This is a genomic window from Lysinibacillus sp. NPDC058147 (genome assembly GCF_042884205.1).
GTDB lineage: Bacteria > Bacillota > Bacilli > Bacillales_A > Planococcaceae > Lysinibacillus.
The window spans coordinates 85,956-109,434 of the sequence record NZ_JBHVUJ010000008.1; the positions used below are offsets into that span (position 1 = coordinate 85,956).

21 protein-coding genes are annotated in these 23,479 nt (G+C 36.4%); 17 read left to right on the forward strand and 4 right to left on the reverse strand.

From position 1 onward, the window contains the following. Positions 1–3 precede the first annotated feature (3 nt). The 4 genes from ACFVT8_RS20080 (at position 4) to ACFVT8_RS20095 (ending at position 3,198) form a co-directional block, all read left to right on the forward strand. Positions 4–873 carry a transporter substrate-binding domain-containing protein gene (locus ACFVT8_RS20080; RefSeq protein ID WP_387084870.1) on the forward strand — a complete coding sequence of 290 codons (870 nt, stop codon included), beginning with the start codon at positions 4–6 and terminating at the stop codon, positions 871–873. A gap of 134 nt (positions 874–1,007) precedes the next feature. Continuing rightward, positions 1,008–1,715 carry an amino acid ABC transporter permease gene (locus ACFVT8_RS20085; RefSeq protein ID WP_387084872.1) on the forward strand — a complete coding sequence of 236 codons (708 nt, stop codon included), beginning with the start codon at positions 1,008–1,010 and terminating at the stop codon, positions 1,713–1,715. Between the two features lie 12 nt (positions 1,716–1,727). Next, positions 1,728–2,429, forward strand: a complete 702-nt coding sequence (locus ACFVT8_RS20090) for an amino acid ABC transporter permease (protein ID WP_370043935.1) — start codon at positions 1,728–1,730, stop codon at positions 2,427–2,429. 13 nt (positions 2,430–2,442) lie between these two features. Continuing rightward, the gene (locus ACFVT8_RS20095) at positions 2,443–3,198 is read left to right on the forward strand and encodes an amino acid ABC transporter ATP-binding protein (protein WP_387084875.1); all 756 of its coding nucleotides are present in this window, start codon (positions 2,443–2,445) and stop codon (positions 3,196–3,198) included. A gap of 169 nt (positions 3,199–3,367) precedes the next feature. Here the strand turns inward: ACFVT8_RS20095 and helD are convergent, their stop codons facing one another. Then, the gene (gene helD, locus ACFVT8_RS20100) at positions 3,368–5,674 is read right to left on the reverse strand and encodes an RNA polymerase recycling motor HelD (protein WP_387084877.1); all 2,307 of its coding nucleotides are present in this window, start codon (positions 5,672–5,674) and stop codon (positions 3,368–3,370) included. Between the two features lie 625 nt (positions 5,675–6,299). On the opposite strand from helD, the gene ACFVT8_RS20105 reads away from it, so the two are divergent. From ACFVT8_RS20105 to ACFVT8_RS20115, 3 genes are all read left to right on the forward strand, one after another. After that, positions 6,300–6,437, forward strand: coding sequence for an AAA family ATPase (locus ACFVT8_RS20105; protein ID WP_387084879.1), 138 nt, complete (start codon positions 6,300–6,302; stop codon positions 6,435–6,437). 1,080 nt (positions 6,438–7,517) lie between these two features. Then, complete coding sequence (locus ACFVT8_RS20110; protein WP_387084881.1) at positions 7,518–8,603, forward strand: YHYH domain-containing protein; 1,086 nt, start codon at positions 7,518–7,520, stop codon at positions 8,601–8,603. Further along, on the forward strand, positions 8,593–9,216 hold the full coding sequence (locus ACFVT8_RS20115; protein WP_387084883.1) for a hypothetical protein: 624 nt from the start codon (positions 8,593–8,595) through the stop codon (positions 9,214–9,216). The genes ACFVT8_RS20110 and ACFVT8_RS20115 overlap by 11 nt, the downstream gene beginning before the upstream one ends. Before the next feature lie 57 nt (positions 9,217–9,273). Here the strand turns inward: ACFVT8_RS20115 and ACFVT8_RS20120 are convergent, their stop codons facing one another. Next, positions 9,274–10,464, reverse strand: coding sequence for a coenzyme F420-0:L-glutamate ligase (locus ACFVT8_RS20120; protein WP_387084885.1), 1,191 nt, complete (start codon positions 10,462–10,464; stop codon positions 9,274–9,276). A 124-nt stretch (positions 10,465–10,588) separates the two neighbouring features. Between ACFVT8_RS20120 and ACFVT8_RS20125 the strand changes: the two genes are divergently transcribed. Continuing rightward, entirely contained in the window at positions 10,589–11,509 is a 921-nt protein-coding gene (locus tag ACFVT8_RS20125) for a LysR family transcriptional regulator (protein WP_387084887.1), read from the forward strand. A gap of 213 nt (positions 11,510–11,722) precedes the next feature. Here the strand turns inward: ACFVT8_RS20125 and ACFVT8_RS20130 are convergent, their stop codons facing one another. Beyond that, a complete protein-coding gene (locus ACFVT8_RS20130) occupies positions 11,723–12,610 on the reverse strand; it encodes a LysR family transcriptional regulator (RefSeq protein WP_387084889.1) in 888 nt (295 codons plus the stop codon). 113 nt (positions 12,611–12,723) lie between these two features. On the opposite strand from ACFVT8_RS20130, the gene ACFVT8_RS20135 reads away from it, so the two are divergent. Continuing rightward, positions 12,724–13,743, forward strand: a complete 1,020-nt coding sequence (locus ACFVT8_RS20135; RefSeq protein WP_387085037.1) for a YeiH family protein — start codon at positions 12,724–12,726, stop codon at positions 13,741–13,743. Positions 13,744–13,860: 117 nt separating this feature from the next. Here the strand turns inward: ACFVT8_RS20135 and ACFVT8_RS20140 are convergent, their stop codons facing one another. Continuing rightward, a complete protein-coding gene (locus tag ACFVT8_RS20140) occupies positions 13,861–14,196 on the reverse strand; it encodes a heme oxygenase (protein WP_387084891.1) in 336 nt (111 codons plus the stop codon). Positions 14,197–14,468: 272 nt separating this feature from the next. Between ACFVT8_RS20140 and ACFVT8_RS20145 the strand changes: the two genes are divergently transcribed. From ACFVT8_RS20145 to ACFVT8_RS20180, 8 genes are all read left to right on the forward strand, one after another. Beyond that, positions 14,469–15,155 carry a response regulator gene (locus tag ACFVT8_RS20145; RefSeq protein ID WP_387084893.1) on the forward strand — a complete coding sequence of 229 codons (687 nt, stop codon included), beginning with the start codon at positions 14,469–14,471 and terminating at the stop codon, positions 15,153–15,155. Further along, the gene (locus tag ACFVT8_RS20150; RefSeq protein ID WP_387084895.1) at positions 15,139–16,566 is read left to right on the forward strand and encodes a HAMP domain-containing sensor histidine kinase; all 1,428 of its coding nucleotides are present in this window, start codon (positions 15,139–15,141) and stop codon (positions 16,564–16,566) included. Before ACFVT8_RS20145 ends, ACFVT8_RS20150 begins: the two co-directional genes overlap by 17 nt. 122 nt (positions 16,567–16,688) lie before the next feature. Next, entirely contained in the window at positions 16,689–17,552 is an 864-nt protein-coding gene (locus tag ACFVT8_RS20155; protein WP_387084897.1) for a peptidylprolyl isomerase, read from the forward strand. A 12-nt stretch (positions 17,553–17,564) separates the two neighbouring features. Continuing rightward, positions 17,565–18,266: a polyphosphate polymerase domain-containing protein gene (locus ACFVT8_RS20160; protein WP_387084899.1), complete on the forward strand. Its 702-nt coding sequence runs from the start codon at positions 17,565–17,567 to the stop codon at positions 18,264–18,266. 14 nt (positions 18,267–18,280) lie between these two features. Then, entirely contained in the window at positions 18,281–18,964 is a 684-nt protein-coding gene (locus ACFVT8_RS20165; RefSeq protein ID WP_387084901.1) for a DUF4956 domain-containing protein, read from the forward strand. 45 nt (positions 18,965–19,009) lie between these two features. Next, positions 19,010–20,836, forward strand: a complete 1,827-nt coding sequence (locus ACFVT8_RS20170; protein ID WP_387084903.1) for a CotH kinase family protein — start codon at positions 19,010–19,012, stop codon at positions 20,834–20,836. Between the two features lie 86 nt (positions 20,837–20,922). Further along, a complete protein-coding gene (locus ACFVT8_RS20175; RefSeq protein ID WP_387084905.1) occupies positions 20,923–21,525 on the forward strand; it encodes a class I SAM-dependent methyltransferase in 603 nt (200 codons plus the stop codon). Positions 21,526–21,977: 452 nt separating this feature from the next. Next, positions 21,978–23,201 (forward strand): ABC transporter substrate-binding protein, encoded by a 1,224-nt coding sequence (locus ACFVT8_RS20180; protein ID WP_387084907.1) that lies wholly within the window; start codon positions 21,978–21,980, stop codon positions 23,199–23,201. The last annotated feature ends 278 nt before the right edge of the window (positions 23,202–23,479 follow it).

Here is a 23,479-nt window from a genome sequence, read left to right on the forward strand (position 1 = left end):
TATATGTTTAAACAAAAGAAAAAGATTTTCCAACTAGCAGCAATCGGGTTGGCTTCACTTGCTATTTTAGCAGGCTGTAATTCAGGTGAAGCTTCAGATAAAGACTCAGAAGATGGCGTAAAAGTACGTACAGTGAAGGTTGCATTTGATCAGGCGTCTAAGCCTATTAGTTATATTGATGATAACGGAAACCCAACAGGCTACGATGTGGAAGTTATGAAGCTAGTGGATGAGATGTTACCTGAATATAAGTTTGAATTTGTAGGGACAACTAGTGATGATTTACTAATTGGTGTTGAGCAAGGGAAATATCAAGTAGGAATAAAAAATGCCTTCTTTACGCAAGAACGTACAGAAAAGTTTATTTTCCCTAAAGAATTTTTAGGCTTAAGTAGTGCTGGTTTAGTATTACGTAAAGAAGATGAAGGTGTAAAAACATTAGCTGACTTTGCGAAAAAAGGTTATTCATTAGCACCAATCGCTGCGAATAATGCTCAATACACAATTATTGATGAATACAATAAAGCCAACCCAGACAATCAAGTGAAATTACAGGCTGGAGATGCGTTCACTGTCGATGTCGTGCAATGGGTAAATGAAAAACGCGTCGATGGCGGTATTATGATTGAAGGTCCATTTAAACAACAAGTTTTAGCAGAAGATGGCCCATATCATAATTTAAAGGATGACGTAGTTTACAACGAATTTGCCGTTATTAAAACATGGCCGTTGTTCAATAAAAAGGAACAAGAATTTGCAGATGCTTACGATAAAGCTGTAGCAAAAATTAAAGAGCAAAAGAAAACAAATGAATTAAGTACTAAGTTTTACGGTCGAGATTTATTTGAAGTGTTAGATTCTGTGAAGCGCTAATAGGCGGTAGCTGATCAAAGAAGACTCCTCTTTAGAAGAGAAAGTGCTAGCAGCTACTACTAAATGAAAGGCTGTTGAGTCAGTATACTCAGCAGTCTTTATTAATACTTATTTAAATAAAAGTTGGTGAAGAAATGGAGAAGTATTTTGATGCATCATACATTTGGAACTCAATTCCTGTATTATTGCCGTTTTTAAAAGTGACCTTCTTAATTGCAGGGTCTTCCATTGTACTAGGCACATTATTTGGCTTACTATTAGCGGCTGCCAAGTTAAGTTCAATAACATTGCTGCGAAAATTGGCGAATTTATATACTACGATTATGCGCTGTACACCATCTATCGTCTTATTATTCCTCGTATATTATGGTGTCCCAGCGTTAGCGGAAAACTTTGGCATAAATCTCCATTCAATTGATACGGCCATTTTCGTAGTCGTAACATTCACCTTACAGTTTGCGGCGATTATGTCAGAGGTTATTCGTTCTGCCTATTTAGCCATTAATAAAGGGCAATTTGAAGCGGCTGTTAGTGTGGGATTAACGCCATTTCAGGCCTATCGACGTATTATTTTCCCACAGGCACTCGTTATCGCTTTACCGAACTTTGGGAATGGAATGATCGCCTTATTACAAGAAGGAGCGCTCGCTTATACAATAGGCTTAATTGATATTGTCGGAAAGGCAAATTTAATTATTGCAAGTAATATTAATGCACATGCATTAGAAATATATATTGCTTTAGCCATTGTTTATTGGGTGCTGTCGATTATTATTGAAAAATTCTTCGCTATGCTAGAAAAGTTCTTTGGTAAGGGGAAAAAGACATTAGAAACAACGTAAGGAGGCGAAACCATGAATTATCAATTTTTAGTTGAAACATTTTTTGTTGCATTATCAGGTGTACCTATCGCACTCCTTGTGACAATTGTTGCTATGCTTGTTGCTCTACCACTCGGCTTTCTACTAGCACTAACACGGGTTAATAAAATCCCAGTAATCCATCATATAGCAAAAATTTATGTCTCCTTTGTCCGAGGTACACCTATAATCATTCAAATCTTTATTATTTATAGTAGTATCCCATTACTACTTAAAATGATTTTTGAAAAATATAATATTGCCTATGATATTTATAAGATCAATCCGATTTGGTATGCATTTATCGTCTTCGCATTTAGTACGACGGCAATTTTAATAGAGGTATTTCGTTCTGCTTTAAGTACGATTGAAAAGGGCCAGTTAGAGGCTGCCCATGCAGTAGGCTTATCAACATTTCAAGCTTATCGCCGTATTATTATTCCACAGGCTTTAGTAGTAGCTATGCCAAATATTTGTACGGCTACAGTCAATCTCATTAAAGCGACGTCTTTAGGCTATGCAATGTCTTTACCTGAAATTACATTAAAGGCTAAGGTAGCCGCAAATGTTGGCTACAATTACGTAGAAGCATATATTGATATTTTCATTGTGTACTTAATTTTATGTAGTACGGTTGAATACATTTTTAAACGATATGAAAAACATTTAAGTAAATTCAAAGTGGCAAAAGCCTAAGGGGTGAACGAGTATGTTAGAAATTAAAAATATCCATAAATCATTTGGTGACAATGAAATTTTAAAGGGTGTCGATTTAGCTATTGATAAAGGTGATGTTGTTGTTATTTTAGGTCCCAGTGGCTCAGGAAAAACAACATTATTACGTTGCATTAACTTTTTAGAGAAAGCGGACCAAGGACATGCGACATTTGGCGATATCCAAGTAGATTTTCAAAATGTGAAAAAGAAGGACGTACATTCGATTCGTCAGCGAGTAGCCTTTGTATTCCAAAACTACAATCTTTTCACGAATAAAACAGCGCTAGAAAATGTTACAGAAGGGCTTATTATAGGACGTAAAATTCCGAAGGCAGAAGCGATTGAAATTGGTAAAAAAGCGCTTGATAAAGTAGGCTTATCAGAAAAATATGATGCCTATCCAAGTCAATTGTCTGGAGGTCAGCAGCAGCGAGTTGGTATTGCACGAGCAGTAGCGTTAAATCCTGATATTATTTTATTTGATGAGCCGACTTCTGCACTCGACCCTGAACTAGTAGGAGAGGTGCTTCAGGTTATGAAGAACATTGCAGCAGAAGGGACAACGATGCTTGTGGTCACACATGAAATGGGCTTTGCAAAAGACGTAGCAAACCGTGTGATTTTTATGGACGGTGGTGTCGTTGTAGAAGAAGGAAGTCCTCATGATATATTTGTAAATCCGAAAGAAGAGCGCACGAAGAAATTTTTAAAACGTGTTATTCCAGAGGATTATACGTACTACATTTAACTTCTTGCAGAAGTTAAAGCCTCCGGCGGATGTCACGGATTCCGCAAGGAGTTCTTTGTGCAAACACAAAGCCGAATCCGGACGCAATTATGCCGAGGCATAATTGATAGAACAAAAGAAGAGAATCTGCAAGCTTTCATATTGAAGCATGCGGATTCTCTCTTTGTAATTAAAGCTTTAAAAAATGTGTTAATTCGTTAATGGAATAGATATGCAATTCGTGCATCGCTCGTGTACAAGCTGTGTAGAAATAATTGCGTTCTGTTTCTCTAAAGTAATTAGTTGCGGAGGCATTGTATAGCAAGACCGCATCGAACTCAATTCCTTTTGCCATATAAGCTGGTAACAGTAAAATACCTTTTTTAAATTGTTTTGTATGATGGGTAATGAGTTGAATATCTACTTGGTCTCTCATTTTTTCAAAAACCTTCGTACACTCTTGCTCTGTTTTGCAGATGACTGCGATTGTTTCGAAATTTAGGGACAAGCTGTTAATCTTTTCGACAAGCTGTTCAATTAAATCTATTTCGTTCGGGACAATCGTGATAGTCGGATCGGGACCAGTTCTATTAAAGGCTTCTACTTTGGCGTCCTCATGTAAAATCTTCGAGGTAAGGTGAATAATTTGTTTTGTTGAGCGATAACTTTTCGTTAATATCATTTTTTCTGCTTGTTCACCATACAATTGTGGTGTCAGCAGTGAAGGGTTTTTAAAGGTATGAGGATGGATAGTTTGATGGCCATCGCCCAATATAGTCATACGTGCACGTGGGAATAATTGTTGTAAAACAAATAGCTGAAATGGAGAATAGTCTTGTGCTTCATCAATTAAAACATGACGAATCATTGTATTTGTCCGTTGACCTTCTATTTTGTCCTGTAAGTATAAAAATGGAGCAGCATCTTCGTACGAAATAATGCGCTTTGCTAAATTAGGGAGTGTATGTTGACAAATTTCTTCCCACTGATCGGGTAAAAAGTTCTGTAATTGCTGATGAATAGATTTGTTCATGTCAAACAATTGACGATAAATGCCTAACATATGAACGAACTTTAATTGTTTCACAGATTGACGAAGTGGCTTGAACTGATTTTTGACAATTTGGATAGCTATTTTCTTACGCTCTTGCTCAAAATCATCAAAGCTGTTTTCTGAAAAACGACCTTCACGTAAAAGCTCGCTATAGGTTTTTGTATACTCTTCAATGTCTAAAAGTTCACTAGCTTCTTCTACCCATTCTTTCGCTCGTTCTGCTTTTTCGATTGTCGATAATTGTTGTAATAACCATTCTTTCACTAATTGCAGTCGATTTGGGATGGGAATTGTAGAATTGAATGAATAAAAGTAATTAGCAATTTCTTGAGCGGTAATAATTCTTTCTCCGCGAAAAACAATATTTTTAAACAGCAAACCTTCATTTGCAAGGTACTCAATATATTTGTCCATCAATTCTCGATATTGGAGGCTAGCTTTAAAAGAAATAATCGTAAGCTTCGTTTGGTAGAGTGAGTCATCTTTCTCTGCTAAAAGTGACTCCAACTGTTCATAAGGGTATTCCAATTGGAACTGTCGACCTAAACGTTTTGTTGCATATTCGGAGAAGGTCAATTGCTGCATATTATCTTCACCTAAATCCGGTAAAACAGTATTAACATATTGATTAAAAAGCTGATTAGGTGTAATCAATAAAATTTGATCAGCGGTAATTTGGTCTCGATAATGATACAACAAATAAGCAACACGTTGGAGAGCAACAGCTGTTTTTCCACTACCTGCGACGCCCTCTACGATTAGATAAGGCGTGTTGACATGTCGAATAATTTGATTTTGCTCGGCTTGAATCGTTGCTACGATGCTACGGATATGTTCGTTTGCATTTTGAGCGAGGATATCGAGTAATAAATCATCACCAATAGTTAAACCTGTATTGAACATCGATTGTAATTGACCGTTTTTAATGATAAATTGCCGTTTTAAAAGCATCTCACCTTGAATTTCGTCAGTCGCTGTTTCATAAGTAGCTGGACCAGGCGTGTAATCATAATACATACTTGCTATAGGAGCTCGCCAATCATAAATTAATATGTTTTCATTCTCTTCATCCATCAATGTAGCGACACCGATATAAATCTTTAAAGGTTCATTATGATCATCCTGTAAAAAATCAATGCGGGCGAAATAGGGTGATTGCTGTAAACGGTCATAAATTTTTACATCCTTAATGACGCGCTGCTGAGCATGCTGAGAATCGGATAAAAGCTCTGCCTGTTGTTTAATAGCATAATAGGTCTCGTCTATATCCTCTGGCGTATCTAGATTCACTCTAACGTCATCCCAAAAGGTTTTCTTTAACGTTAACACATTATCTTTAACATATTTTTCCTTTTGTAGTAGCTCCTCTTTTTTGTGACCAACTGTGTTTATACAAAGTACAAGATACTGTTTTTCTTCTGTCCATTCATATTGTTTTTCCAATGTTACTCACATTCCTTTCAATATGGATTTAGAATCGGGAAATTTATCATACAGCTAGTTCAGAAAGAAGTATAGTCTAGTAATTTTGGCAAATTTATGATATAATAAAGGTATAAGAAAAAATCATTTTTTTAATATAAAAGGGCGGTTCCACAAAAGTTGGAACGGCCCTTTTTTTGTAGCCTGATTTCCGATTTCTTCCTTCTTGAGCGTGTGACTTTTTTTATTATAATGTGAGGTTGATTTCCTTTACGACTGGACGCTTGGGCCAACAGATGTTTTTTTCGCGAAAGCGAAGCGGCAGCAACGTATTTTGTCTGTGCGAAAACGTAGCAACAGCACGCTGTTGGTTACGAAGGTGTTATCCTATTTGCTCGCTCTAAGGTCTCATCTGTAACGCTGATCGATCCCCAAGGAGTCGCCCAGTCGGAACGAAGAACAACTTATATTCATGGTATACGTTTTAATAAATGTCATACCTAACTTACATCATTTTAACCCTCGAACTTCAAAAATTAATCTCAGTACTTTAAAACTAAGCTGATGATTAATTTTTGATAAGTAAGAAGAGTGGCGGTTAATCGTTAACAATAAATGATATAGACGCTTGAAAGGGAGATAAGAAATGACGGTGATATTTACAGTTGAGTTGCCCAGGAGTGGCAAGAGCACGATTGTTAAGAATCTGGCAAAAAAGCGAAATGCGCTTATTCTTTCAAGTGATGCCATTCGTCAAGAATTATTTGGTGACGCTACAAGGTAGAAATTGCGAATGTATTCCGTGTTTTGTGTGAGTGTTTGAATGTGGCTGAAGGTCAATTTATTATTGTTGGGCGACAAATGTTGAACAGGAGTGTAGGGTATTTGAGATAGGTAAAATGTTGTGTTATGCGAAAGTTATATATTATTATTTTGATATCATATTTTTGTGTTGTATATCAAAATAATAACAAAGAAAGAGAAGAGTTCCGAAAGTAATAGTGGGGAAAATGAGGGGGATATAGAGTTTCCGATATTGAGGGAGGGGGTTAAAGAGGTTCATAATGAACATGAAGTAGGATGTATGAAATCTCAAAAAAGCAATTTATTTCACTAATCCAGAGCCGGCCCAAATATAAGGAGCTTTTTATTATATATATGTATAAAAACAGTCCGTTATGCAGATGAACTAGGGAATGAAACGGTACCTGTATTATATCGAGAAAATAAGGAAGATGTTTTACAGGGAAATCACTTCTAGGGGGTGGGCAGGGGGTTATTAGAAACGTGGCTTCCCCCATAATGATGATTTCCGATATAATCTAGAGGGATTTGAGAGACAGAATCATGTTCGAATAAGCGAACATTGGTTAAATGAAGAAGTAATCCCTATTCAGTTGAAATAAGTATGATTTGAAAAGGGAGAGTACACCTACTATAAAACAAAAGGACTGAGGTAATTTCTTTAACATGAAATTAATCATATATAATGAATATGAGGAAGTAATTAGCGACAGCGTGACCCTTTATAAAATAGGGGTCTACAGGTTCGTTTCCAATCATCCCCATATGAAATGACATTAATAGAATTTGTTCCCTCTAAGTAGACAATGTAAAAAGGATACTTAGGGGGTTTTTTTATGAACAGGATAAAATAACCCCCCTGCTTCATAGGTAATTTTAAATAATTTAGTCTATCTATCATATTTTAGGCTTTTTCCTTGAAAACTAGACGCACTCCAGTTTCTCACTTTTATTATTTCATATTTTTAGAACGAAATGGAGAATATCAAAATCGTACTATACGTCAAGGGGAGTATGATATAAGATAAAATATAGTAATTATTATATATTGGAGGTAAAAATGGTGAGAAATGGTTACTTGTCGATGATTAGTGTTTTAGCATGTTGTTTTTTACTTTTGTTACCGTGTACAGCAAGTGCCCATCCAGGCAGAACTGATAGTAATGGAGGGCATACCTGTCGAACTAACTGCGCAAAATGGGGATTAAAAAATGGAGAGTATCATTATCATAATGGTGGTAGTACATCCAACAGTAGTAGTGGTACATCCAGTAGTAACAGTAGTACATCAAAACCCTCCCCAACAAAATCTGTAACCTCAATACCAGAGCCAAAAGTGGATGAGGATCAAGTGAAGGCGGAAAACTACTACACAACAGCAACGGATTTATATAATAGTGGAGATTATAAGAAAGCTATTACTGAACTTGAAAAGATTTATGAATTGAATAAAAGTAGTAGTAAGACAGATAGCCTTGTTCAAAAATCTTTGAATGCTATTCATCAGTTGGCTGAATCTAAGGGCAATGCAGGGGATTATTCAATAGCTAAAGATTACGCAATTTACATAAAAGAAAATCGACATTCTAGCAACGAGATTAAGCTAAAGGCTAATGGTTTATTAAAACGAATAGAAGAGAATGAAAAAATAAACGAATTGCTTTATAAAGCAACAAATGCTAGAGATGAAAAAGATTACGAAAAAACTTTCGGCTTTATCCAAGAGGCTCAGAATATAAAAGATTTAGATAAAATTAAATCTATTTATAATGAAACAGTAGAGTCTTTAACGAGTGATGCAGAAGAAGCATTTCACCAAAAGCAGTATGGGGATGCTAAAAAGCTTTATAAACTATTGGTCAAAAAAATAGAAACGCCAACATTAATCTCACAATATCAGAAGAAACTCCAGCGAATACAAGGAGAACAATTACTACAAAAAAGTTTTGATATTAAGACAACTGATTTTGAAGGGATGTCTCTTTTTAATCATTTAATGGAAGACGAAAACAACGCACTATATGATGAAAATATTATAAATATACTAAAAGAATCCATAAATGAGGGGAAAGACAATGCTAGGAAATTTATATTTAATGTTAACATTGAAGAATTGTTAAAAGGGGGAAAGGGAGATGCTGCATAAATCAGAGTTAAAACTTAGAACCCCGATTTTTAAAACAGCTTGGTTTATGTGGTTTTGGTTAATCATTTTTCCCCCTTTAGGTGTATTTCTTATGTGGAAACAGGGACGGCTTACTAAAATGAAACGAACTATAGCTACCGTAATAGCTGGTGTCTACTTTGTCTCTCCGATGATAATTGTAATTGCAACAACGCTGCCTCTTTATAATAACCAAGAAGAATTTATAGAGGCATTCAATAAAGAAGTAAAAAAGCTAGACTTCTCATATTCTCTTGAAAATATAAAAAAAGAAGAAGAAACAATTACTTCGAAGTTGGGTGAGGCTATTACTTTAATTGAAAATATTGATGAAAAAGGCGCAGTGCATGAGTTGGTTATGGTGGGGCAAGGCGAAGGAATGGATATCATACTCTCTATGGGATTGTTAATTGGTATGACAAACCCCGGCTTAAACCAAAACGAGATTGGCGCTATTTTGAAGGATTTACGTTTGTTTGACGAAAGTTATGAATATCAAAAGAATGAAACAACTGTTGAGAAAAATACGATTCGTTATAATTTAAAATATGATCAAGCTGCTGGTGTAATATTTAGTGTTTCAAAAGTGAATTAATATATATAGCTAATGCATAGAAAAAGTGCGAGCAACCAGCTCGCACTTTGTTGAAAATTACTTTGTATAGTTATCGAAGTAACCTTGAATATAAATCATCGGTGTTCCTTTGTCACCTGAACCTGAAGTTAAGTCTGAAAGAGAGCCAATTAAGTCTGTTAAACGACGAGGTGTTGTACCTTGAGCAGCCATTTTCCCAGTTAAATCTTCATCTTTGTTTTGGATATACTCAGAAATTGCTGCTTTTAATTCTTCGCCGCGGAGATCCGCAAAATCGTTATCTGCTAAGTATTTTAGTTTTACTTCGTTTGGTGTGCCATCTAATCCAGCGGTGAAAGCTGGTGAAACAACCGGGTCAGCTAACTCCCAAATTTTACCCACAGGATCTTTGAATGCACCATCACCATAAACCATTACTTCAACTGTTTTACCAGTAGCTTCTTTGATTTTTGCTTGGATGCCATCAACAATCGGTTGGCAAGTATGTGGGAATAATTTTACGCTATCTTCAGTAGCTTTATTGGAACCAAGTAGACCATACTCCTCATTAAAACCAGAACCATTATTAGATACAGATAAAATATTATCAAGACTGTATACTTTTTCAGCGCCATTTGCCGTTAAAATACGTTTCGTACGTAAGCGTGTATGTATATCACAAGTTAATACACTCTTCGTAAAGTCTAAAATTGTTTTTGGGTTATTTGAAAAGATAACTTCACAAGAAGCACCTTCAGCTTCGATTAGCTCTTTATAATATTCGATATAATCTACACCTGTAAATGTATGTTTTTTATAGCCGAAATGCTCACGGAATTCAACCTCAGTTAAAGTATCTGTCCAAGGATTAATCCCTTTGACATCTAGCTCATCGATATCAACTAGGTGATTCCCAACCTCATCAGATGGATAGCTAAGCATAAGAACAACCTTTTTTACGCCTTTTGCAATACCACGTAAGCAGTTAGCAAAACGATTACGGCTTAGAATTGGAAAAATAACACCAACAGTATCATCACCAAATTTAGCAGCCACGTCAGCTGCGATATCATCAATGGATGCATAGTTACCCTGTGCACGCGCTACGACAGATTCCGTTACTGTGATAATGTCACGATCTTCAATGGAATAGCCTTCAATCTTTGCTGCATTTAATACTGTATCAACAACGATTTGCTCAATATTATCGCCTTCGTTAATAATTGGACCACGAAGACCTCTTACTACTGTACCAACTACACGTTCCAAAATAATCTCTCCTTATTAAATAGGTAAATGTATGTTAAATAAAACCAATATAGTTTTACTATACGCCCCTTTAGTGATATAAGTAAAATTAATAGTTCGTATAATAGCTATAAGAGGTGCTTATATGATAGGGAAATTAGATTTATATCGCGTTTTTAGTATTGTTGCTAAAAATAATAGCTTTTCAAGTGCGGCTAAAGATTTATATATGACTCAACCAGCTGTTAGCCAAGCCATGATGCAATTAGAAAAGGAGCTAGGTACACGTCTCTTTAACCGCACACCTAAAGGGGTAACGTTAACAACTGAGGGTAAACTTTTATATGAGTATACAAATTCAGCGTTAGGCCTTTTAGATGCTGGTGAGGAGAAACTGCTAGAATTCAAAAATTTAACAACAGGTCAGTTGAAAATTGGGGTGGGAGACACTATTTCTCGGTTCTTTTTAATGCCTTATCTAGAGACGTTTCATACAATGTATCCAAATATAAAATTACAAATGTTAAATGGAACGACTTCGGAAATTTGTAATTTTATTAAATCTGGTGAGGTTGATATAGGACTTTGTAATTTCCCGATTGAAGATCAGACATTACAGTTAACTGCTTGCACCGAGGTTCAAGATATTTTTGTATGCGGCGAGAAGTACAAAACGTTGGCATCAAAAAGCTTAAACTTTGAGGAACTGTTAAAGTTTCCGCTTATTTTTTTAGAGAAAAAATCAAATTCAAGAAAGTATGTAGAAGATTATTTATTTGCAAAAGGGATCTTCATTGAACCTGAGTTTGAGCTTGGTTCACATGATCTAGTGTTAGAATTTGCACGCAGTAATTTAGGGATTGCTTGTGTAACGAAAGAATTTTCTAATGATTATTTGCAACGAGGATATTTATATGAGCTAACATTAACAGAAAGTATACCGACACGAAGCATTGGCATGTGTTATTTGAAAAGCGTACCTTTATCTCGAGCAGCGTTGAAATTTGTAGAAATTATTGAGCAAAAGCAGGAACGTAAACGTCTAAATCCAAGAATTATAAAGTGAGCTTAGCGAGTAGTGTTGAAAACCAAAATGGTGAAGGGAATCTATGTCACTTTAAATAAAGTATGGCTCTTCTGCAAAACGAGAGGTTGATTTTCGTTCCTCTATCGCTGATCCCCAAAGAGTCGCCCAGTCTCCACTCCAATCAACCACTTCACATAGTATATATCTTCTGACACATAATAGCTTTTCAACAACATGAAGCTTAGCGAATTACTAGTCGCTAAGCTTTTTTAATAGTGCCTCTATAAGAATGTCAACATTGCGTTTATTTTTCATTGTAGGCGAGCACAAATAAGAAAATGTTCGTATAAAATGCTGTTCCTCGAGAGGTAAGATTTTTATATCGCCATTTTTTAATTCACGCTCAATGACACTAGCGGACAGTAATGAAAGTCCTAGCCCTTGAATAACGCTTTCTTTCACACCTTGATTACTACTAATAGTAAGAAGCGAACCTACTTGGAGCCCATTTGCTCTAAATAAATGATCTAAATAATAACGTGTGCCAGAGCCTTCTTCACGTGCGACCCAATTTTGCTGCTGTAAGTCCGCAACCGTAATAGTTGATGCCCTTGTAAGAGGATGATTACTCGCACTGACAATAAATAATTCATCTTGCATAAACGGTTTAACAATAAGTTCATGGTCGTGTGCCTGTCCTTCAATAAGACCGATATCGACTTGTAACAATTTTGTATATTGAATGATTTCTTTCGTATTGCCAATAATAACTTGAAGCTCTAGCTGAGGAAATTGCTGCTGCAAGTTCGCTATGATAGGAGGCAATATATATTCGCCAATTGTAAAGCTAGCCCCAATTACAAGTGTACCTTGAATTTCGTGATGATAGGTTAAAATATCCTCCTTTGCCGCCTCTGCGATTGCCATCATTTGCTTAGCTCGTTTATATAAAATTTCCCCAGTTGGTGTGATTTGTACAGATTTTGGTGAACGGATAAATAAAGTAGTTTGAAATTCTTGCTCTAAGTTTTTAATGTGTAAACTGACACTTGGCTGTGAAATATGAAGTATTTCGGAGGCTTTCGTAAAATTATTGACCTCCACAAGTGTGATGAACGTTTTTAAAGCATCATACTGCATATTACCACTCCTATTATTAGAAATATTAATAATTACGATTATATATATGTATTTTACTGATGATTAACTTTTTAATAAAGTAATAATTATCAAGGATGAAAGAAGTGAACAACATGGATAATGGTCAGCAGAGGTTAAAAAGTTTCCTAACCCCAGCGTTTATGAAGGGGATATTGTTGACACTCATTATTGCTTTAGTAGCAAAATATATTTCGACATTTCCTTTCTTCTCAATATTAGGGCAGCTTGTCATTGCAATTATATTAGGTATGGCTTGGAGAGCAGCCTTTAAGGTGCAGGATTCTTGGCAAACAGGCATAACATTTTCAAGTAAAAAATTATTACGCCTCGGTATTATTTTTCTAGGTATGCGTTTGAATTTAGCGGATATTTACAATGCTGGAGCGAGTGTCTTTCTTATTGCGTTTGTTAATCTGGTATTTGCTTTACTGGTTGTATATGGTTTAACGAAGGTATTTCATATTGATAAGAAACTAGGCATATTAACGGCTTGTGGCACAGCCATTTGTGGAGCAGCTGCTGTTGTTGCCATTGCTCCTCAAATTAAAGCAAATGAAAAAGAAACGGCAGTGGGCGCAGCGATAGTTGCATTACTAGGGACTGTATTCACATTAGTCTACACAGTTTTGTACTCAGTATTTAACTTAACTCCTACTGAATATGGTATTTTTTCGGGAGGCACTCTACATGAAATTGCTCATGTTATTGCAGCAGCCTCAGCTGGTGGAAATGAAGCGATTGATATGGCAGTTATTGTGAAGCTAACACGTGTTGCATTGCTTGTACCCGTAGCTATTGTCATCGGTATTTTATATCGGAGAAATGAAAAGGGTCAGGAAAAAGAAGGATTTTCTCTGTCGATCATTCCGTGGTTTATTCTTGGCTTTTTAGCGATGAGTGCTATTAATTCGTTAGGGATTGTACCAGCTAATGTAGCGCAAGCATTTGTAAATATCGCTTATATTTTAATTGGGATGGCGATGGCTGGACTAGGTTTAAATGTAGACATAAAAACCTTTAAACAATTAGGCGTAAAGGCATTTATTGCAGGACTTATCGGTTCAGTTTGTTTATCAATACTTGGCTATGTTTTAGTTATATTCATGCAATAACTCAAAAAAATCCTGCATTTTTAAAAATGCAGGATTTTTTTAGATAGAATCAGAAGATGTTATAGTTTTTATCCCACTACCCTAAAAATAGTGGAGTTATGGTATACAAATTGAAAATTAGCGTGATGCTTCAATTGAAGAAGCTAATTCAGCTATAACTATTTTGCTACCAATCATTGGACTGTTTTCGGGTTTTCCTCCCTCAGAGCCTTGTCCAGGACGGTGATGAGCTGCAGCAAATGCATCGCTGTTACGCCAAGCTTGAAAATGCTCCTTAGATTCCCAGTACATATTGACGCTCATTTCGTCATAAGTAGGATCATCAGTTGATACTAATACCTCCACTTTATGGAAGCCTTCAAACTGCTGTAGAGGTCCTGGCTTTGTAAAGTTCGGTGCCATTTTTGCACCAAAGCCAGGTTTTACTTGAATACGATTTGTAACAATAATCATGCTTTCCCCCCTAATCATTTTTTAGTTAACTATATGAATGAATTATCAATGATTATCATTCGCAATCAATGATAATTCGCCTAGGAAGACATTGTCAATAGAAGAGCAATGTAAATTGCAAATAGCTCGAATTTAAAGTGTATGAACCAAGACCTAAATAAAGGATATACGCCACTATAAGGATGAACGGGCTCATTAGGCCCTGACATTTAACTGACATAATCCGATGATATAATGGAAATACGAATGAACTGGTGACGAGGTGAAAGAGCATGGCAAAAATATTAGTAGTAGAAGACGAATATGCAATAAGCCAGGTTTTGAAGGCATATTTGAGAAAAGTAGGCTATGATGTTATGCAATGTTTTAATGGCAGTCAGGCATTGGATATATTTCAAGAAGTTCAGCCAGATTTAGTATTACTTGATATTATGTTACCAGAAAAAAACGGTTGGTTAATTTTAAAGGAAATTAGGGGAATTAGTTCTTGTCCAGTTATTATGCTAACGGCATTAGGCGATGTAAATTATCGATTAGAGGGTTTCAATCAAGGAGCAGACGATTATATTGCAAAGCCATTTATAGCTGATGAGGTAGTGGCAAGAGTAAAGGCAGTTTTAAGGCGCGCTAAAGGGAGAAGTGAATCTTCAGAAATAAAACGCTTTGGTGGGCTAGAAATTGATATGAAAGCCCATCGAGTGTTACTTAAGGGAGAAGAAATAATCTTGACGCCTAGAGATTTATCTGTACTCTTATTTTTGGCCGAACATCCAAACCAAACATTTACACGTGATCAACTTATAGATCAAGTTTGGGGCTGGGAGTATGAAGGTAGTGATAGAGCAGTGGATTTAGCGGTGAAGAGATTGAGAAAGGTACTTAAGGAATGGGATGAGGAAGAGGGGGAAATAAAGACACTACGTGGATTGGGGTATCAGCTAAGTGTTCAAAAAAAATAAGAGAATATCTTTACGTAACTATTGGACAAGTCGCTATTTATTAACTCTCTTTGTAGGTCTAGCTATTATCTCTTTTATTTCTGCAGCATGGATTCGACATACGACGTTTCAAAATCGACTAGAGATGATAGAATTTATAGCAGACGAGACGGTATTTCGCCTAACAGATACTTCTGGACAAAATAATGTACCTATACTGGGTATTCCGGGGTTTATTGGCAACCGAGAGCGATCTACTATGCGAGAAATTGATCCCGTTTTATATGTTGTAGATACGGCAGGTAATATAGTAAATAGCAATCGGCCGATGCCTCCAGGGAGTGAAACAAATGTTGCCAGCTTACTGGACGGTGAAGAAGGGACAAAGAAGATAACTTTAACGAGTGAGGGGCAAGAGTTAGTTCAATATGTCGTAAAAAGAAAAATTGAAAGGGACAATAAGGATGTTGGCTGGGTGCTTTTCTTGGAGAAAAAGGAGAATTTAACGAAGGTTAACCAAGCATACGGGCTACTGGCATTACTTATTGGGGCACTTGCCGTATTAGGGTGGGGTGCTATTTATTTTTTATCAAAACGTTTAGCGCACCCAATAAAACAAGTTGCCGAAGCCGCAAAGCAAGTGCAAGAAGGAAACTATACATTTGATTTGCCTCAAAATATTAAGGAAGAAGAAATTTATGAGCTTGTTACTTCTTTTAAGGAAATGGCGAATAAGCTAGACCAATTAGAAAAGACTCGAACAGAATTATTAGCGGGCGTCACCCACGAGCTAAAAACACCGGTTACGTCAATTAGTGGATTATTGCAGGCGGTGAAAGATGGAGTAGTTACAGGACAGGATGCTAGTGAATTTATTCAAATGGCATTAGTTGAAACGACGAAAATGAAAACGATGGTCGGTGATTTGCTAGCTTTTAATCATTTTGCGGTAGACGCAATTCCGGTAAAGATTGAAACATTGAATGTTAATCAGTTAGTACGTGATGCTGTAGCACAATGGGAAGTAATGCAGGATGACGAAAATGTAAAAATACAAATGGATTTCCTTGCACAATCCGTTGATGTTCAGGCAGATGTTGTACGTATTCAGCAAATAGTTACTAATTTATTGACGAATGCAAAGCAGGCGATGCAAGAAGGGATCGTTATCATTGAGCTGGTGGAAAAAGAGGAAGCTGTCCTCATTACTGTAAAGGACGCAGGACAAGGTATTCCTCAGGAAGATCAGGCATTTATCTTTGAACGTTTTTATAGAGGAGAAAATAAAAAATATGCGGTCCATGGCTTAGGCTTAGGATTATCACTTAGTAAAATGATGGCGCAATCTATAGGCGGTGATTTACGACTACTTGACAGTAATTCATCAGGAACATGCTTTGAAATAACACTAAAAAAGGCTACTACGCTCTAATGCGTGGTAGCTTTTTTGTAAAGATTTTTTGAAGGAAATGTAAAGCTGACATCTGACTGACACATTAGGTCTTTATAGTAAGCAATGTAAACGATAAACCAAAAGAAAGGACGGGATCAAGGATGGCCGAAAACAAAAGGTTTTTCCAAATGGCGACCTTACCTGCAGCATTATTAATACTACTATTCGGTTGTAGTGCGAGTAGTGATTATGTGGCGAAGGTTGATGGTGAAAAGATTTTACAAACAGAACTAGATGACGCATTGCGTGAACAATACGGTACAGAGGTGCTAGATACACTAATTACCAATAAAATAGTTGAGCTAGAGGCGAAAAAAGAGGATGTTTCTGTATCCGATGACGCTATTCAGGAAGAGTATAAAGAGTTAGCGGAGTCATCTGGTGGGGAGGAATCGTTACAAGAAGCACTAAAAGCAAATGGACTAACAGAGCAGAGTGTGAAGGATAATATTCGCATGTATCAGCTTACCAAAAATGTCATTGCTAAAAGCATTGACATTTCAGATGAGGAAGTAGCTCAATATTTTGAAAACAATAAGGATAGCTATGGACAAAAGGAACAGATTGTAGCTAGTCATATTTTATTGGAGGATGAGGCAACAGCAAAGGATGTGCTAGCAAAAATAAAAGCTGGTGAGGACTTTTCGGAGCTAGCAAAAACATATTCAACCGATTCATCAACGAATGAGGCTGGTGGGGAAATTGGCTATATCAGTCGAGGACAAATGGATGAGAAATTTGAAGAAGCCGCGTTTGGCCTTGAAAAAGGTAGCATCAGTGACATTGTCCAAACGTCAGAAGGTTATCACATTATTAAAGTAACCGAAAAAGTACCCGCAGAAGAGGCTAAATTCGAGGATGTAAAAGATGAAGTTTATGCGACTGTGCTAGAAGATCGCATAAATGAGGAATACTCATCTTGGTTAGCTGAAAAACAAGAGCAATACAAAATTGAAAAAATGTAAGGAGTGAACTATATGCCTATTCTTACCTCGTTTAATCCTAACGGTCGAAAGGAGATAAAACAGGCTATCTCCTATCCGGACTATGCATTACTAAAAACAAAGCTACAGCATGTAATGCAGTTAGACAAGAATGCCGGAATAAATGGTAAGTATTTAATTCGCAGCACATACTTTGATAATTTTGAAAACAAAGTTCTAAATGAAAAAAAAGAGGGTTATATCAACCGAGATAAATATCGAGTAAGAATTTACGGTAAATCCACTACTACTATAAATTTGGAGAGAAAAAGTAAACGAAATAATTTAACGTTTAAAACGAAGTGTGCCATATCTCAAAAAGAATATGAAAAAATGCGTGGAGGGGATATTGCTTGGATGGAGGAAGACAAACGAGCGTTAATTCGAGATTTATATAAGGACATGAAATATAACCAATTCAAACCAATGACAGTTGTCGATTACGAGCGTGAGGCTTACATCTATCCCTTTGGAAATGTGCGTGTCACATTTGATAGTAAAGTACAGTCGAGCCTACGTAATACAGATATGTTCAATCCGAAGCTGCCGATGGTTGATGTGCTTGAGCCAAACTTAGTTATTTTAGAAGTGAAATATGATGAGTACTTGCCGGATATTATTAAGTACTTATTACAATCAGTAGATACACGTGCTGAGGCATATTCAAAATATCAGCTTAGTCGTATGTACGTATAAAGGAGAATTAAACAATGGATACTATAAAATTTAACGATATTTTTAAATCCAGCTTTTTAGAGAAAACAACATCATTTTCATTAATAGATTCACTTTTAGGGTTAGTTGTAGCGTTCTTTGTGGGGCTGTTTATTTACGCTGTTTACAAGAAAACTTTTAACGGAGTGATTTACTCTCATTCCTTCAATATTTCATTGCTCATTATGACAATGGCAACAGCACTAGTGATTATGGGAATAAGTTCAAATGTGCTGTTATCGCTAGGTATGGTTGGTGCGCTATCAATCGTGCGTTTCCGTACACCTATTAAAGATCCTATGGATTTAGTATATATTTTCTGGGCAATAGTTTCTGGGATTCTTTGTGGTGCAGGATTTATTCCGCTTGTTATTATTGGCGCAGTTTTAATTGGTCTTGTATTACTAGTATTTGTAAACAAAATTACTGTGGAAAATCCATATCTTTTAATTGTGAAATTTGAAGAAGAGTTTGCTTGTGAAGAAGTGGAGCGTATTATTGCGACACAGTCTAAAAAATTCGCTTTAAAATCAAAATCTATTATGTCAGATATTGAAATTGAAACAACTTATGAAATTCGTGTTAAACAAAATGATACAAAACTGATGGACAATCTTACAAAAGTACCTGGAGTAAAATCAGCAGTAATGCTAAGTTATGATGGTAATTTCACAGCTTAGTACCACTCTAGAGGAGTTTTCTTACTATGAAGAGAGGTGCAGATAATGATTAAAACACGGGTTGTCTATATTTGTATGGCAATTCTGCTACTCCTCTTTGTTGTTGTGTCTGCAGTGCTTCCAAACACAGGAATTGAAACAAAAAATACCGAGTTTTCCTATGAGTCTATTGTGTTTAATAAAAATAAGGTAACAACGGTAGATATTGAATTAGCCGAGGAAGATTGGGCAGACATGCTAGAAAGTGCAGCAGAAAAGGAGTTGAAGCAAGCTAATATCACAGTAGATGGCAAGAGAATAGAGAATGTAGCTATTCGTACAAAAGGAAGTTCATCACTGAACTCGGTTGCAAATAGCGACTCGGATCGATATAGCTTAAAAATAGATTTCGATTATTACGATGATACACAAAGTTTATACGGCTTGAAAAAATTAAATTTAAACAATAATTTCAGTGATTCAACATTAATGCGAGAATATATTTCTTATGAGCTCATGGAACAAATGGGATTACCTACACCTGCTCATTCATATATGTATGTCACAGTGAATGGTGAGGATCGAGGTTTATTTTTAGGGGTAGAAGCGGTGGATGAAACATTCCTAGCAAATAACTACGGTTCTAATGATGGATTTTTATTTAAGCCAGATGGGACAGGCAGTGATTTAAAATATATTAGTGATGATATTGCTGATTATACGGGAATTGGCTTAAAAACGAACGAAGGTAATGTCGATCAATCAAAATTCATTGAAATGGTTAAAGCCATCAATAATGGCGGCAATATCGAAAAGTATATTGATGTCGATGAAATGTTGCGTTACTTTGCTATGAACACGGCACTTGTAAATCTTGATAGTTATCAGAGCAATATGAAACACAATTACTATTTGTATGAGAAGAATGGTGTCTTTTCTATCATACCTTGGGATTTTAATATGTCCTTTGGTGGCTTCGCTGGCTTTGGTGGAGGTGGTAGAATGGGTGGCAATAATCAAATGCCAGCCGATGCCAATATGAAAGCATCAGAAGATGCACAGACGAATGAGCAATTAGATAAACCAGACATGAAGTTTCCGAATAATGGTGTTCAACAACAGCAAGGAGAACCTCCTAATGGTGAACTCAATAAGGGTGGAATCAATATGGGGATGGGTATATCCGGCGAACTTATGTCAGATAGCGCTATAAACTTTAGTGTGACTACCCCAGTATCTGGAACAACATTAGAGGATAGCCCGCTATTAAATGCCCTACTTTCAAATGAAGAGTATCGTGCTAAATATGAAGGCTATTTAGAAGAGATAGCGACTAATTACTTAACAGAAGATAACATACAAAACATTACCAAAAAATTAGCATTGCTATTAACAACGTATGTGGAAGCAGATCCTACGAAATTCTCTACAACAGAACAGTTTATAGAAGCGGTAGAAGGGGAAAAAAGTCTCCCTGAATTTGCAAAGCAGCGCTCCGAATCTATTTTAAAGCAGTTGTCTGGGGAACTTGTTGTGGAAGCAACAACAGAAGGGAATATGACAATGCCTAAACCAGGCGAAATGGGTGACATGGATAATCCGATGCAAAGACCAGATGGTTTTGATCCGAGTCAAGTGCCAGAGGATTTTGATCCTTCACAAGCCCCTCCATTTAATCAAAATGGCGATAAGCAGGGAGAAAGACCAAATGGCGGTGGCCAAATGCAACGACCTGACAAAAATGGAGGACCTATGTGGCCAAACCAAGGCGATGAGCAACTAAAGAAAGGAACTGTTATCGATAAAAATACAGTTTTTACAGCCATTGTTTGTTTTGCCTTGTTAATAGTTGCACTGCTCTTTGTTTTAAAATTTAACCGAAGAGGTCGTTAAAAAATAACCATATCCAAAACTTTTGGGTATGGTTTTTGCTTTTTATCGTGCTAAAATTAATCATTCTTTTTTTTAGGAGTAATAGTATGAATGAACATCAATTTGATAAATATTTACATATTAACACAGTAGGCGAACAATATGGTTTCCCTAAGCTAGCTCATTACCATCGCTATGAACCAACACCGTATGTTGGCTTAGAACAATTATTTTCGGAGTATGAAATGCCTGATAATGCAGTGTTTATCGATATGGGATGTGGAAAAGGGAGAGTCCCTATTTATGTACATGATAAATTTCATATTCCGACAATAGGGGTAGAAATGGATGCAGGTTTTTATGCAGAGGCTGAGAATAATAAAAGGAGCTATCTTCAAAAAAAGAGTGCTCAAGCTCCGATCTCCTTTATTCATTCAATAGCGGAGGACTATGCTATTCAGTCAAGTGACACGGTTTTCTTTTTTTTCAATCCGTTTTCAATCCACATTTTCCGTACAGTCATTCATAATATATGGCAGTCTTATGAACAGCATATGCGTGAAATTCATATTATTTTATATTATCCACCGTATGATTATTTACAGTTTTTGCATCATGGGACACCTTTTGAATTAATCCATGAGGTTCATCTTGAAAATGAAACAAATATTAACGAACGCCTCTGCGTGTTTGCGTTGAAAAAAGCTTAGAGCTGTAGAAATAATCCAGCTCTAAGCTTTTTTTATAAGATAAAATAATCGGTGTTACTTTATTTCCCTGGTAATAAATAGTTATTGGTGATTCCAAGTTAATACTTCCTAAGAACGTTTTATTGCCTCCTAGAACTAGCAATTTTTGAAAAAAGGACTTCTTGTAACGAGACTTTATCGTAAAAAAATAATCGAAAATGATAGTTTTATATTAATATTTATTTTAAATTAACGGATAATTCTTAAATTACTAATTATACTGAAAAATCACTCTAGACTAAATATAAAGAATGTTTTACAATGGGAAAGGTTTAATTGAATAATATATTGATTTAGTTATAGATAGTTATAAATTATATTTTTGGTTATTTTTGTTATTGAGGAAATGCCGTTGATTGTTTATAATTATCTGAAATATCTAATATTTGAAAAAACTCGGGGGGAATAAAATTATGAGAGAGAACAAAAAGCTTAAAAAGTTTGGCTCACTTCTAGTTGCATCTTCACTACTTGCAGGCATTCTTGCTGGCTGTGGTAACGGAGATAGTTCAAGTTCAGGAGGAGGATCATCATCAGGCGGTGGCGGTTCTTCTGACGGTGATACTATTAAAATCGGTGCAAACTTAGAGCTATCAGGCAACGTAGCTTCTTATGGCTCTTCGATTGGTGTAGGTGCAGACCTTGCAGTGAAGGAAATTAATGATAATGGCGGAATCGACGGTAAAAAAATTGAGCTGATTAAAGTAGATAACAAGTCTGAAAACTCAGAGGCTACTGCAGCAGCTCTTAAACTAGCAACACAAGATAAAGTAGTAGCAATGCTAGCGCCGGCAACTTCTGGTAATACAGTTGCAACAGTTCAAATTGCAAACAGCAATAAAATTCCAATCGTTACGGGCTCTGGTACAGCTCCAAACATTACAGTAAATGATGATGGTAGCGTTAATGAGTATGCATTCCGTACTTGTTTCATCGATCCATTCCAAGGGATTGTAGCAGCAAACTTCGCTTCTAATGAATTGAAAGCTAAAAATGTCGCTATTTTTGCGGACAACGCATCCGATTATGCAAAAGGTTTAGCAAAATCATTTAAAGAAACAATAACAAAAAATGGCGGGAAAGTTGTAAAGGAAGAAGCGTATGTAGCGAAGGATACTGATTTCCGTACACAATTAACAAATATTAAAGGAGAGAAGCCAGACTTTATTTTTATACCAGGATACTATGAAGAGGTCGGTTTAATTGTTAAACAAGCGCGTGATTTGGGTATCGATGTACCACTGATGGGGGCTGACGGCTGGGATTCACCAACATTAGTAGAGCTAGCTGGTGCGAAAGCGCTAAATAACACGTACATCACCAACCACTACTCTGCAGAAGATCCAGATCAAAAAATCCAAGACTTCGTAAAGGCGTTTAAAGCAGCGAACAATGATAAAGCACCAGATGCATTCAATGCACTTGGCTATGACACAATTTACTACATTGCTGATGCTATTAAGCGCGCAGGCTCTACGGATGGGGAAGCTATTAAAAATGCTTTAGCTGACACAAAAGATCTTTCTTTAGTAACAGGTACTTTCTCGGTTGACAAAAATCATAACCCAATTAAAACAGCAACAGTTCTTGAATTTAAAGACGGTAAACAAGTGTTCAACTCTAAAGTTAATCCTTAATGTTTTCTAGGCAAGGGGAGGCGGGTAAACACGCCTTCCCTTTTATGTTTTATCTTCATTCAGAGAAAACCCCACCATTTAAGGTGAGATGAATACGGATATGGTTCCTTTACAGTGTCCAAACACCTACTGAAATAGAGGAACTCAGTCTAAGAACGCCACGTCCTGTGGCATTACCGAAATGACCGACATCGTGTCGGCCCTCGTGCAGGCCTGAGCACAATTTAAAATCCGGACGCAATTACGCCAAGGCGAAATTGATAGACCATGAAAAAATT